The organism is Metabacillus indicus, assembly GCF_046603695.1.
In the GTDB taxonomy this organism is placed as follows: Bacteria; Bacillota; Bacilli; order Bacillales; family Bacillaceae; genus Bacillus_P; species Bacillus_P indicus.
Window position 1 is genome coordinate 3,079,205 of record NZ_CP176757.1, and the last position, 12,301, is coordinate 3,091,505.

Sequence of the window (12,301 nt, forward strand, 5' to 3'; positions counted from 1 at the left end):
TTCAGGCATGTGGAGTCTTCAGTGTCACTCCCGTTCCCTCAGCCCCCCAATAAAAAACACATACAAAAAACCCCGGAATCTCCGGGGTTTCTCTTATTGTCTTCGGCTCAGCACGTTGACTGCCCCTGAAGCTTCAACGATGGCTCCAGTGATCATGTCAGAATCTTCCTCGCACAAAAAGGAGATGAGCCTGCCGATATCTTCTCCGGTGCCGGATCTGCCTACAGGCGTTTCTGAATCAGGTGTTTTTCTCGACTCATGGATGGAAGCTTCCTTCATCTCTCCCACAATATTGCCCGGGCAAATCATGTTCGCAGTAATGCCATTCTCCGCTTCTTCAATGGCAATTGTCTTTGTCAGAGAGGCAAGTCCTGTTTTCGCTGCGCTGAAAGCAGAACGGTGTAGCCAGCCGGATGATGATTCAGCTCCCTGAAATCCGTAGGTGATGATCCGTCCGTACTGCTGCTGTCTCATGACCGGTATCACTTTTTTGAAAAGGTGAAAGACCGCGCTAAGATTGCCTTCAATCATTTCATACCATTCATCATCTTCATAATCTGCAAGCTTCTTGCGCTCAAATATGTATGGCCCTGCATTATTGATTAAGCAGTCAATCCGGCCGAATGTGCTGAGAGTTTCATCCGCAAGCTTTATGAGATCATCTTTTTTTGTGACATCGCCTTTCAAAAAAAGCATGCGTTCGCTTATGTGCGCATATTTTTCTTTTAGCTGCAGCACAGCATCTTCATCGCTGCGGTAATTGACCGTAACGGAGTAGCCTTTCTCAAGGAAGATTTCCGTCACTTTTCGTCCCAGTCCTTTGGAACCGGCTGTAATAATTGCGTGTCTCAATGGCAAAATCCTCCTCGGTGGTCCGGGAAATGTAATGCTGCTTCTTTTCCATTGTATTGAACAGAAAGGAATCTTACAATAATCTTATCTGCGCTGAATGTTTTTCACGGTGCGTTCACTTTTAAAAAAGGCGGAATACATATGTCTCAACCTGCAGTACGGTCAAAAATGGAACGTTTCGGTCTGGAAGCTGTTCCAAAGGAGCTCCGCAGCACATCATGGTTTGATTACTTTTTGATTCAATTATCTTTTTCGGTGAATGCAGGGAATTTCCTTCTTCCTGCTCTGGCCGTCATGGAAGGAGGCCTGTCTGTTATGCAGGCAGCCGTCTCCACAGTCATTGGAGCTGCATTGGCCTTTTTATTTGTGTCTCTGCTTTCGCTGCCCGGCTCAGTTCACGGAATTCCTGCCCAATATGCAATGAGATCGTATATCGGCGTCAGCGGAGCGCGTTTTTTCTCATCGCCGGTCAGAACACTGACCTCTCTTTACTGGTTTTGCGTACAAACGATTGGCGGAACGTTCATGATCATAGAAATCTGCAGGCGCTATTTTTCTTTTTCCCCTCATTTTGCTCTGACTGCCGTGCTTCTTGGGATTTTCATGGCTGCCGTCGCTGCAGCCGGGTTTGATGCCGTCAAACGCATGACAAAGTACTTCCTGCCATTCCTTCTTGCGGGGCAGGCCGTTATGGTTTATTTATATTTTACTGCAGATCCTGCTCTCTTATCATCGCCGAGTGTGCCGGAATATTCTTCCTCATCCCTGCCTGCAATGGCTTTTTATGCGAGCCTCGTGTTTGTCCAGTATATTTCAGGTGTCAGTGCTTCTGCTGATATGGCAAGATACGCAAAGTCTCCAAAGCAGGGATTCTTCGGACTCTATGCCGGCAATCTATTCGGATTTATCCTGACCGCACTTTTCGGCGCTTACAGTGCGGCACATTTCGGGGAGCTGAATCCTTTCATTTCAGCGAGCGCGCTGACAGACTCGGTGACGCTTGTATCTGTCATTCTGATCTGTTCCATATTGTCCATGTTTTCCATCAACTTAAACAATGCGTATACAGGGGCTTTCAGTCTGCTGAATATTTTCCCTTCCCTTGGAAGACTGAAGAGTGCAGTCGTGTTCGGCACAGCCGCTGTCGCATGCAGCACGATGCCCTCTTTAGTGACAGAAGCTTCCTCCTTTATTTCATGGATGGGCTCTGCCATCGTCCCGCTGTCTGCTGTTATTATTGCTGAATTTACACACTTGCAGCTAAAGGGCAGGGAATTGCATGTACGAAAGCTTAACAGGAAAGGTGCAGCGTCCATCCTCTGCGGCATTGCGTTTTATTGGATCATCCCGGAATCTCTGTCCCCCGGGTTTGTTTCTTTCATTTTTACATTGGTGCTTTACACCGCTTTGCTGAAAGGACAAAAAAAGTCATCCTGAGATGACTTTTTTTGTTTACTCTGATTCTTCTCTCGGCTGCAGATTTTCCTGCAGGAAGTTTTGCTCATATTGCTGCTCAACGACTCCGCTTGAATACGCTTCAGTGATTAATTGAGACGTTTCATTTTCACCTTCGTAATCGAAGTAGGCAGAATGGTTTTTAGGATCCTTTTCTTTTCCCATCTTCTTTCAGCCCCCTGTCACCTGATTGTGTTCCCTGTTATCGTTTGTGAAATGGGGAGGAAATACGATGGTAATATCTTCTTTATGACAGAGCGTCTTCAGCTTTCAGCAGCGCTTCCTTTACTTTTGAAAAACCGGTGCCGCCATCACTGATTCTCTTTGCAACGGCGGTGTAAGGATCAATTGCTTCAAACAGATCTTCTGAAAATAAATCAGATGCTTCTTTGTATTCGGCAAGCGGGAGATCTTTTAAGTAGATTCCTTTTTGGATGCACGTATACACAAGCTTTCCGACCACTTCGTGCGCTTCACGGAAAGGCATGCCTTTTTTAGCAAGATAATCGGCAAGCTCGGTCGCATTTGAAAAATCCTCAGTGGTCGCTTTCTTCATTTTTTCCTCTTTGACCTTGAGTGTGCCGATCATTCCTGTGAAGATCTGCAGACTGCCTTCAACCGTGCGGACCGCATCAAACATGCCCTCTTTGTCTTCCTGCATATCTTTGTTGTATGCAAGCGGAAGACCCTTTAACGTTGTGAGCAAAGCAAACAGATTGCCGTAGACCCGTCCCGTTTTTCCGCGGATCAGTTCGGCCATATCCGGATTTTTCTTCTGAGGCATCATGGAGCTGCCGGTTGCATAGGTGTCATCAAGCTCGACAAACTGAAATTCCTGGCTGCACCAGAGAATCAATTCTTCGCAAAGACGGGACAGATGCATCATCATGATTGAGCTGTTGCTTAAAAACTCAACAATGAAATCCCGGTCGCTTACGCCGTCAAGACTGTTTTCATAAATGCCGTCGAACTCCAGAAGCTCAGCAGTCAGCTTGCGGTCGATCGGAAAAGTGGTGCCTGCGAGAGCACCGCATCCAAGCGGGGAAAGGCTGATCCGCTTCAAGGATTCCGAGAAACGCTGTTTGTCCCGCTCAAGCATCCAAAAATAGGCAAGAAGGTGATGAGCAAAGGAAATAGGCTGTGCTCTTTGAAGATGTGTATACCCCGGAAGAATGGTCTCAACATTTTCTTTTGCCTGCTTGAGAAGCGTTTCCTGAAACGCAGAGATCAGTCCGACAATTTCGTTCACATGGTTTTTCAGATACAAGTGCATGTCCGTTGCCACTTGGTCATTTCTGCTTCTCCCTGTGTGAAGCTTGCCTCCGACTGGACCAATCTCATCGATCAGCAGTTTCTCAAGATTCAGATGGATATCTTCATAATCCACTGAAAAAGAAAGCTCTCCTTTTTCAGCTTTTTCTTTCAGAAGAAGCAGACCGGTTTTAATCTGCTCTGCTTCTTCAAGTGAAAGAATCCCGCATTCGCCAAGCATATGAACATGTGCGAGGCTGCCCTGAATGTCTTCAAAGACAAGCTCTTGATCAAATGAAATAGATGCGCCAAACTCATCTACCCATTTCTCGGGTGTTTTTTGAAAACGGCCTCCCCACAGCTTTTTCATACATTCACCTTCTTTTTCCCCTGCACCATGCTGCTTACTTTTGTCGGAAGTCCATACAGCGAGATAAATCCGACTGCAGCCGCGTGGTCAAAGGAATCTTCGGTTGTGTAAGTTGCAAGCTTTTCATCGTAAAGGGAATACTCCGACTTTCTTCCTTCTACAATGCTATGCCCTTTAAACAGTTTGACACGGACTGTTCCTGTCACATATTCCTGCGTTTCTTTCAGGAATCCCATCAGCGCATCTTTAAGCGGCGAGAACCAAAGACCGTTGTAAATCAGTTCTGTCAGCTTCATTTCAATGACCGGTTTAAAGTGTGCCACTTCTTTCACAAGCGTCAGATCCTCAAGCTCTTTATGAGCTTTGATCAGCGTCATGGCTGCAGGGCATTCATACACTTCACGGGATTTGATTCCCACAAGGCGGTTTTCAACATGGTCAATCCGTCCGACTCCATGATTGCCTGCTACTGTGTTTAAATGAAGAATCAATTCTGAAAGCGGATAGGAAACGCCATTCAACGTAACAGGAACCCCTTTTTCAAATCCAATTTCAATGATTTCAGGCGTGTCAGGTGTATGTTCCAGCGCGTTCGTCAGATCATAGGCTCCTTCCGGCGGAGCTGCCCACGGATCCTCTAAAACGCCGCATTCATTGCTTCTTCCCCATAAGTTCTGGTCAATTGAGTACGGGCTGTCAAGATTGACCGGGATCGGAATGTTGTTGTCCATGGCATATTGGATTTCCTCTTCCCGCGACCAGCTCCACTCACGAACCGGCGCAAGCACTTCAAGGTCAGGATTCAGTGCTTTGATGGATACTTCAAACCGCACCTGGTCGTTTCCTTTTCCCGTGCAGCCGTGGGCTACAGCTACAGCCCCTTCCTGTTCAGCAACTTCTACAAGTTTTTTGGCAATGAGCGGACGGGACAGCGCGGATACAAGCGGATACTTCCCTTCGTACAGAGCATGTGCCTGCAAGGCAGCTAGTGCATATTCATCTGCAAATTCTTTTTTTGCATCGATCACATATGATTTTGAAGCGCCGACCTGAAGGGCTTTGCTTTGAACAAACGCCAGGTCTTTTCCTTCTCCAACGTCCAGGCAGCAGGCCACAACTTCATATCCTTGATCCTGAAGCCACTTAACTGCAACTGACGTATCTAATCCGCCTGAATAGGCAAGAACTACTTTTTTATTTTCAACCATCTTTAATTTCCCCTCTCGGATGTATAAATATTAATTTAGATTTATATTAATTCATTTTAATAACTATCACTTTAACAAGTTATCAGCTGTTTTTCAATACATTTCTTAAAAGTTTTTACGATATTTTCGTGAATTGTATACAGCCCTCATGTAAAATGGAAGAAAATCATGCGTACGGGGGAATCAAGATGAAGCACTTTGAATTCAGCAGCCGTCTGGGAATCTATATCCCAAGGATTGAAGTGGAGTGGGAGAAGCTTACGAAGCAGGAACAGGAATCCATTCTTATGCAGTGGGAAAATATCCGCGGCCATATACCCGATCAGATTGCAGCAATTGAAACGGTCATAAACAAGAAGCAGGCAGCACTCGATTCAGAGGATGACTTTACTGTTTCCTGCAGGCTGAATTCTGAAATCTCAGAACACGCATCTGTCATCAATGACCTCTGGCTGTGGTTCAGGCAGAATCAGCACGTGTCTGAGAGGATGCATACTTGAGAAACAGTTTTAAATAAACATACAAAAAAACCATCTGCCTAAAAGGCGATGGTTTTTTATCAAAGATCTTTCTTTAATTCTTTCACAATATGCCCAAGCTCCGGCAAAATGAGCTTCTCCATCGCAAGTTTGACTGCGCCGGTTGAGCCGGGCATGGAGAAAATAATTGTATTGTCGGCGGTTCCTGCGGCCGCCCTGCTCAAGATGGCGGCTGAACCGATGTCTTCCTGATAGCTGAGCATGCGGAAGATCTCGCCGAATCCCGGAAGTTCTTTTTGAATGATGCTTAAAACAGCTTCGATTGTGACATCTCTCTTTGCAATGCCTGTTCCGCCGCTGATTAAGACAGCATCTATGCCGGGAGCTTTACAGCCGCTGACCGCTGCACTCTTTATGAGCATTTCTTCATCAGGCACAATTTCGTACTCCGTTATGTGATGGCCCGCTTCCTGTAAAAGAGAATGCATAAGCTGTCCGCTCTTGTCGGTATCAGTTGTTCTCGTATCGCTGACCGTGATCACTTTACAGGAGATTGGAGCGAAATCCTTCTTTTTATGTTCAATCAAACTCATGATCTGAATCCTTCTTTTCAAGCAGGAGCCTGTATCTGTAATACTGATGGGCAAACTCCGTGATCTGGCGTGTCATCTGGTAGTTCACTCCGGCCCCGATCGCCATTCCGATCAATGGGATGCCGCCAATCATTTTTTTTCTCAGCATTGATATCGCTGATACTTTGACAAGCTGCTTCACAAGATGATCAAGTGTCGCCTGATTGGCAAACACGTCTTCCCCTTCATAAAAGAACGGATGGCTCTCGCTGTCCTGCAATTCTTCCTTAAGGGAAGTCCATTGCTCATACCTCAGGTGCTTCGGCAAAATGGCAGCATGATAAACTTTTAAAGAAGTCATCATTTCATAAGGGGTGTTCACTTCATATCCATAGCTGAGTGCCGTCATTTGAACGGCCCGCAGGTTAAGCAGCATTTGGGCGGGGAGATCAATGCCCATCAGCAAAAGTCCGCCAGTACCAGCGAGGCCTCCCTGAACGAACGAATAAAGCCTGTGCTTTGACAGCTGCAGTTCGGATAAATAATGCAGCTGATCTACAGACAGTTTCTTTAAATCCTCTATCTGATCGATTTCTTCATGAAACGTCTTTGCCGTCATTAGTAGCTGCTGGCGGGCATCCTGCTGCACATGAGAATTTTGGATAAACGCATGCAGATGAAACAAAATATCATCCAGTTTGCCGAAAAATTTCTCTTTCAGCGGCCCCGGCAGCTGATTCAGTTTCCGGTTCAGCCACTTGTCGTATGTCCGTCCAAAATCTGAGCGAAGATCCTCCCGCATGGAATCTTCCCATCTTTTGATTTCTAAAAGCAAGGCGGTTTCACGTTTAGTTAGCGCCATGTTCAGCCTCCTGTAAATCTCCATTGTTTTCCTTATTATATCACAGGGAACGCTCCGTGCATGAGGATCTGTTATTTAAGAAAGAAACCCGCACATGCATACATGACCGCAGCTGCAGCACATCCGACTGCGGTAAATTTCAATTTATACCTTGCGTAGGATACAACCGGCATTTCCAAAATGGATGCCGTAGTAATCGTGGTATCACCAAGCGGAGATGTCATGGCCCCAAACGCCCCGCTTGCAAAAACCGCCCCGACTGTCAAAGGCAGTGATGCTCCTGAAGCAGCTGCGAGAGTCATTCCAAGAGGCATAAACAACCCCCACGTCCCCCAGGATGATCCGATGAAATATCCTACTGCTGAACCAAGCAAAAAAATGATGGTCGGGACGAATGCAGCCGGCAGGACATCTCCAAGCGTTGAACTGATAAAATCTGAAAACCCGATATCTTCTGCAGAAAGAGACAATGCCCACACAAGGATCAAAAGAATGATTGCCTGCATCAGCTGGTTGCCTCCGTCGTAAAAGTGATAGAGCGTTTCTTTCAGCGGCACGCGTCTTATGCTGTAAAACACTAATGTCAGAACGAGTGTTAAAAACACAGCAAGCAGCATGACAAATGTGGCATCCGCTTTTGCAAATGCCTGAAAAAGGGACTTTGCCCCTTTTTCCGTCCCGTCCTGCCACAGCAGAAACATCGACAGACCCAGCAGGAAGAATAAAGGCACAATCAAGTGCCAAGGCTGAGCCTCTACTTGTTCAAGCTCTTTCTTAAGCCCGACGCCATGATAGGGATGTTCCTCCGCTGCTTCTTTCTTTTCATCCTGCTTCTTTTTCGGCTTTTTAAACGTGCCGACAAGACCAAGGACCAGCATCGCGATGGCAAAAAAGTTAAACGGAATACTCTGGAGATAGATTTGATACGGCGGAAGATCGAGCTGATTCCGCTCAATTCCCCCTTCTACGAGTGACAGCATGAATCCCGTAAAGGCCGTTCCCGCCGGCAGGAGAACAATGGTTGAGGCTGTTGAAACGTCCATTGTAAATCCTACTTTTTGTCTTGATAGCTCGCTTTTTTCCATCAGCGATTTAATGACAGGACCAATCATCATAATCCTGAACATCGGCATCATGAACGTAAACGGCAATGACAGCCAGATCATGCTTAACAGGCCTCTTTCTGATTTGACCCTTTTGCCTACCCACTCTGAAAAACCTTTGATGCCTCCGGAGATTTTCATAATGCCGACAAGTCCGCCGAACAAATAAAGAAATCCGATAATCTGAATGTTTGTATCATCTTCAAGTGTTTTCAATACATACTTCAAAACCTGCTCAAGCCCTCCAAGCAGATCAGGTTTTACAAGATAAGAGCCGACAATAAGACCCGCTACAAGTCCGGGCAGTATTTCCTTCAGCCATATGGAAAAAGCAATAACGATGAGAAACGGTACAAGCGAAAGCCAGGCATACTCCATGATTGGCGCTCTCCTTTTGCATGACATTTCTGCTTAGTATTGCCTATAACGGCCATTAATTGCGCAAAAAAAGACAGCCGTTTATGCCGGCTGCCTTTTGCGTTTCATTATTTTGCAATGCGCTCTACGTCGCGTGCAATCATCACTTCTTCATTTGTAGGAATGATCATGACTTTAACCGGCGAGTGAGGGTAGCTGATAAACGCCTCTTCACCGCGCACCTGGTTCAGCGAAGGATCCCAGTAAACACCCATGAATTCAAGGCCGCGAAGAACGCGCTCACGAATATCAATGCTGTTTTCCCCGATTCCTGCCGTAAAGATGATCGCATCTACACCGGACATGCGCGCTGCATAAGAACCGATGTATTTATGAATTCTGCTTGCAAACACTTCAAGGGACGTTCTTGCACGGTCGTTTCCTTCTTCAGCAGCCTTTGTAATGTCGCGAAGGTCTGAAGAAAGTCCGGAAATACCTAGCAGTCCGCTCTTTTTGTTCAAGATATCAAGCACTTCAATAGCTGAGTGTCCTGTTTTTTCCATGATGAACGGGATAAGGGCAGGGTCAATGTTCCCTGAACGCGTACCCATCGCAACACCTGCAAGAGGTGTGAAGCCCATAGAAGTATCAATAGACTTTCCGCCCTCAATAGCAGCGATGCTTGCGCCGTTTCCTAAGTGGCATGAAATCAGGCGAAGCTGCTCAATCGGACGGCCAAGAAGCTCAGCCGCTCTTTCTGATACATATTTATGCGACGTGCCATGGAATCCGTATTTGCGGATGCCGAACTTTTCATAGTACTCGTATGGAAGACTGTAAAGGAAAGACTGGTCAGGCATTGTCTGATGAAAAGCAGTGTCAAAAACGGCTACAGCCGGCACATTTGGAAGCACTTCTTTAAATGCTTTGATTCCGACAACGTTTGCCGGATTGTGAAGAGGAGCAAGCTCTGAAAGCTCTTCAATTTGTGCAAGTGTTTCAGGAGTAATCAGGACAGAATCGTCGAACTTTTCGCCTCCGTGAACAACACGGTGTCCGATTCCTTCAATTTCATCAAGCGATTGAATGATGCCAAGGTCTGTCAGTTTAGAAAGAAGAATTTTAACAGCCACTGCGTGATCTGGAATATCCGTTGTTTCTGTTTGCTTTTCTCCGTTCACAGAAATCGTGAATACAGCATTGTCTAACCCGATGCGCTCAACAAGACCTGCTGTCAGCACTGTCTCTTCAGGCATTTCAAACAACTGGAACTTCAATGAAGAGCTCCCTGCATTAATTGCAATTACTTTTGCCATAATGGTTACCGCTCCTTTTTATATAAAAACACGATTGTGTATTAAAAAAATAAAGAAAATCAACTCTTCTTTATTCTTTACAAATGAACCCGAATATTATCTGCCTTTCTCATTTAAACATTGCATGTCAGACATTTCAAGTGCAATTCACACCTGCAATCGTTTACAGTTCATATTCATTTAATTCTGACTTTTCGTGTTGTCAGACATAAAAAAGAACCGCGCTGGAGCGGTTCGTGAATGTTATTTATTTTCTTTAAACCAGCCGTCAAGCTGCTTCATAATGGACTGCATGCCTGCTTTATCGGAGAAGCTCGGCAGCTCGGCAAGCATGGCGTGCTTCGGTGCAGAAACACCTTCGCCTTTCTTTTGAAGAATAAACAGGCTTTTCTCATGCTGCTTGTCTTTAAAGAGGGTTTGCGGCAGTTTCAAAAGCCCCTGAACAATAGCGTGATCCTTTAAGTATGCTTTCAGTTTCGGCGCTTCTGCAGACTCAAAAAGATGATTCGGCACGATAAAGAAAAGATAGCCGCCCGGTTTTGTATAGTTCAGACTCTGCTCAATAAACAGGTGATGGGAATAAGAATGACCGCTGTCTGCTTTTAATGTGAATTTGTCTGCACCGACATCATTTGGATAATACCCTACAGGCAAATCGCAGATGACGTAATTTACAGGATCTACATAGAGCGGCTCAAGAGAATCCTGGTTATAAAACTGAACAGTATGCTCTCCAAGATTGGCATTCAAATAAGCAAGCTTAATCAGGAGGTCATCCACTTCCACACCGTAGCTCAGCACATCCTCCCCGCCAATATGGTTAAGAACGGCTGTAAGAAGGTTGCCTGTCCCTACAGCAGGATCAAGAATCGAAATGTTCTTTTCCCCGGCTGCAAACTTGTTTACCAAATAGCCTGTAAACAGCCCGACTGTATCCGGAGTCATCTGGTGATTGGCATGAGCGCCATCTTTAAGGCCCTTTAAAATAACAAGCTGAAAGGCTTTGCGGATCTCCTCCTTTTGGAAGGAAGAGATGTTTGCCTGTTCATATTTTTTTGCAAGGTTCTTTTTCGTGACCTCGCTCATCTCATCTTGCAGGACTTCATTCTGGAAAAGATTTTCGCCGGTTTCCGCTACGGCTTCAATATATGTAAGGTTGCATTCTTTTGAAATAATCTCTGCTGATTCATTCATCATCGTGAACAGCTTTTCAACATTCGAAACGGCTTGCATGGTCGTTTCCTCCTTCATGGTTCGTATCCCTCATTCTACTCATCAGGAGGTGATAATTCAAGCAGGATTGCCTGGGCTTCATAAAAAAGAACCTCGCTGCCGAAAGGGCAAGAGGTTCTCAAGAACACTAATCAGTTAGCAGCTTTAGCCGCTTCGATTGCAGCATCATAGTCAGGGTGGTTCGTTGCTTCGCTCACGTATTCTACATACGTTACTTTGTCATTGCTGTCGACAACGAATACGGCTCTCGCAAGAAGTCTTAGCTCTTGGATGTGTACGCCGTATGCTTCGCCAAATGAAAGGTCGCGGTGGTCTGATACGGTTTGGACATTTTCAATGCCGTTAGCTGCGCACCAGCGCTTTTGCGCAAATGGAAGGTCGACGCTGACAGTCAGCACTTTCAGGTTGTCAATTTTTGAAGCTTCTTCATTAAAACGGCGTGTCTGTGCATCACAAACACCTGTGTCGATAGAAGGAACGACAGAAAGAATGCGTACTTGTCCTTTTGAATCGGACAGTGAAACTTCTGATAGATCATTGGCAAGCACTGTGAAATTTGGAGCTGTATCTCCGGCTTTTACCTCGTTTCCGATAAGTGTTACCGGATTTTGCTTGAATGTAATAGACGCCATTTACTATTCCTCCTCCGAAAATATGTACAGTGTAAATATAGCCTGAATCAGGCGCTGTTTGCAACGGAAAAGGGCATCTTTTCCCAAATTACAGCAAAAAAAACGCCTGTCATCCTATGACGGGCGTCCGGGCTTAAATATCAAAATCATCTTTTTGCTGCTGATGGCCAGTGTGGCTGTGATCATTTTTGTTCTTTTTGAAGATTCCCTGAATTTTTTCCACTGCCTGTGGAGCCGTATCAAGAATGCGTTCGTACAGGTGTGTGCTTTCATCTAAATGAAGCATTTTGATTCCATTGTGGCCGACAATGAGAAAGGCAATCGGCGTGATGGAAACTCCGCCACCGCTTCCGCCGCCAAATGGATGTTTATGGTGGTCGTGCTGACCGCCTGCTGTTCCGCCGGTATTCTTTTCTTCAATACCCGTTCCATTAAACTCACTGCCCCCTGCTGCAAAACCGAAACCAACCTTCGAGACGGTCAAAATGACGCTTCCGTCAGGTGTTTCGACAGGGTCGCCGATGATTGTATTGACATCAATCATCTGCTTAAGATTTTCCATAGCCGTCTTCATCAGGCCCTGAATTGGATGATCACTCATAAAAAGGTTC

Annotated in this window: 13 protein-coding genes; 2 read left to right on the plus strand and 11 right to left on the minus strand. The window is 45.7% G+C overall.

All coding sequences use genetic code 11. The features are described from left to right. Nucleotides 1-93: 93 nt before the first annotated feature. The gene (locus tag ACK1LH_RS15815) at nucleotides 94-852 is read right to left on the minus strand and encodes an SDR family oxidoreductase (protein WP_029279115.1); all 759 of its coding nucleotides are present in this window, start codon (nucleotides 850-852) and stop codon (nucleotides 94-96) included. A 141-nt stretch (nucleotides 853-993) separates the two neighbouring features. Here ACK1LH_RS15815 and ACK1LH_RS15820 point away from each other — a divergent pair, with 141 nt between their 5' ends. After that, nucleotides 994-2,289: a cytosine permease gene (locus ACK1LH_RS15820; protein WP_029279113.1), complete on the plus strand. Its 1,296-nt coding sequence runs from the start codon at nucleotides 994-996 to the stop codon at nucleotides 2,287-2,289. 15 nt (nucleotides 2,290-2,304) lie between these two features. Here the strand turns inward: ACK1LH_RS15820 and ACK1LH_RS15825 are convergent, their stop codons facing one another. The 3 genes from ACK1LH_RS15825 to ACK1LH_RS15835 form a co-directional block, all read right to left on the minus strand. After that, nucleotides 2,305-2,472, minus strand: a complete 168-nt coding sequence (locus tag ACK1LH_RS15825) for a hypothetical protein (RefSeq protein WP_158001618.1) — start codon at nucleotides 2,470-2,472, stop codon at nucleotides 2,305-2,307. An 82-nt stretch (nucleotides 2,473-2,554) separates the two neighbouring features. Then, complete coding sequence (gene argH / locus ACK1LH_RS15830; RefSeq protein ID WP_029279111.1) at nucleotides 2,555-3,928, minus strand: argininosuccinate lyase; 1,374 nt, start codon at nucleotides 3,926-3,928, stop codon at nucleotides 2,555-2,557. Then, nucleotides 3,925-5,136, minus strand: coding sequence for an argininosuccinate synthase (locus ACK1LH_RS15835; protein WP_029279109.1), 1,212 nt, complete (start codon nucleotides 5,134-5,136; stop codon nucleotides 3,925-3,927). Before ACK1LH_RS15835 ends, argH begins: the two co-directional genes overlap by 4 nt. Before the next feature lie 188 nt (nucleotides 5,137-5,324). Here ACK1LH_RS15835 and ACK1LH_RS15840 point away from each other — a divergent pair, with 188 nt between their 5' ends. Continuing rightward, a complete protein-coding gene (locus tag ACK1LH_RS15840; RefSeq protein WP_029279108.1) occupies nucleotides 5,325-5,636 on the plus strand; it encodes a hypothetical protein in 312 nt (103 codons plus the stop codon). Nucleotides 5,637-5,695: 59 nt separating this feature from the next. Here ACK1LH_RS15840 and ACK1LH_RS15845 read toward each other — a convergent pair whose 3' ends face one another. The 7 genes from ACK1LH_RS15845 to ytfJ all read right to left on the minus strand — a co-directional run bounded on the left by ACK1LH_RS15845 (nucleotide 5,696) and on the right by ytfJ (nucleotide 12,291). Beyond that, nucleotides 5,696-6,208, minus strand: coding sequence for a molybdenum cofactor biosynthesis protein B (locus tag ACK1LH_RS15845; protein WP_029279106.1), 513 nt, complete (start codon nucleotides 6,206-6,208; stop codon nucleotides 5,696-5,698). After that, the gene (locus ACK1LH_RS15850; protein WP_029279104.1) at nucleotides 6,195-7,049 is read right to left on the minus strand and encodes an EcsC family protein; all 855 of its coding nucleotides are present in this window, start codon (nucleotides 7,047-7,049) and stop codon (nucleotides 6,195-6,197) included. The genes ACK1LH_RS15845 and ACK1LH_RS15850 overlap by 14 nt, the downstream gene beginning before the upstream one ends. A gap of 71 nt (nucleotides 7,050-7,120) precedes the next feature. After that, entirely contained in the window at nucleotides 7,121-8,530 is a 1,410-nt protein-coding gene (locus tag ACK1LH_RS15855; protein WP_411333563.1) for a Na+/H+ antiporter NhaC family protein, read from the minus strand. A 107-nt stretch (nucleotides 8,531-8,637) separates the two neighbouring features. Then, entirely contained in the window at nucleotides 8,638-9,825 is a 1,188-nt protein-coding gene (locus ACK1LH_RS15860; protein ID WP_411333565.1) for an acetate kinase, read from the minus strand. A gap of 243 nt (nucleotides 9,826-10,068) precedes the next feature. Then, entirely contained in the window at nucleotides 10,069-11,058 is a 990-nt protein-coding gene (locus ACK1LH_RS15865) for a class I SAM-dependent methyltransferase (protein ID WP_203288385.1), read from the minus strand. Between the two features lie 131 nt (nucleotides 11,059-11,189). Beyond that, complete coding sequence (tpx, locus tag ACK1LH_RS15870) at nucleotides 11,190-11,690, minus strand: thiol peroxidase (RefSeq protein ID WP_029279098.1); 501 nt, start codon at nucleotides 11,688-11,690, stop codon at nucleotides 11,190-11,192. 133 nt (nucleotides 11,691-11,823) lie between these two features. Continuing rightward, nucleotides 11,824-12,291: a GerW family sporulation protein gene (gene ytfJ / locus ACK1LH_RS15875; protein WP_029279096.1), complete on the minus strand. Its 468-nt coding sequence runs from the start codon at nucleotides 12,289-12,291 to the stop codon at nucleotides 11,824-11,826. Nucleotides 12,292-12,301 lie beyond the last annotated feature (10 nt).

Coding starts and splice junctions, on each gene's coding strand:
- ACK1LH_RS15850 (WP_029279104.1), bottom strand. CDS start 7,049: ATGGCGCTAACTAAACGTGAAACCGCCTTGCTTTTAGAAATCAAAAGA.
- ytfJ (WP_029279096.1), bottom strand. CDS start 12,291: ATGAGTGATCATCCAATTCAGGGCCTGATGAAGACGGCTATGGAAAAT.
- ACK1LH_RS15865 (WP_203288385.1), bottom strand. CDS start 11,058: ATGCAAGCCGTTTCGAATGTTGAAAAGCTGTTCACGATGATGAATGAA.
- ACK1LH_RS15860 (WP_411333565.1), bottom strand. CDS start 9,825: ATGGCAAAAGTAATTGCAATTAATGCAGGGAGCTCTTCATTGAAGTTC.
- ACK1LH_RS15835 (WP_029279109.1), bottom strand. CDS start 5,136: ATGGTTGAAAATAAAAAAGTAGTTCTTGCCTATTCAGGCGGATTAGAT.
- argH (WP_029279111.1), bottom strand. CDS start 3,928: ATGAAAAAGCTGTGGGGAGGCCGTTTTCAAAAAACACCCGAGAAATGG.
- ACK1LH_RS15845 (WP_029279106.1), bottom strand. CDS start 6,208: ATGAGTTTGATTGAACATAAAAAGAAGGATTTCGCTCCAATCTCCTGT.
- ACK1LH_RS15825 (WP_158001618.1), bottom strand. CDS start 2,472: ATGGGAAAAGAAAAGGATCCTAAAAACCATTCTGCCTACTTCGATTAC.
- ACK1LH_RS15840 (WP_029279108.1), top strand. CDS start 5,325: ATGAAGCACTTTGAATTCAGCAGCCGTCTGGGAATCTATATCCCAAGG.
- ACK1LH_RS15855 (WP_411333563.1), bottom strand. CDS start 8,530: ATGGAGTATGCCTGGCTTTCGCTTGTACCGTTTCTCATCGTTATTGCT.
- tpx (WP_029279098.1), bottom strand. CDS start 11,690: ATGGCGTCTATTACATTCAAGCAAAATCCGGTAACACTTATCGGAAAC.
- ACK1LH_RS15820 (WP_029279113.1), top strand. CDS start 994: ATGTCTCAACCTGCAGTACGGTCAAAAATGGAACGTTTCGGTCTGGAA.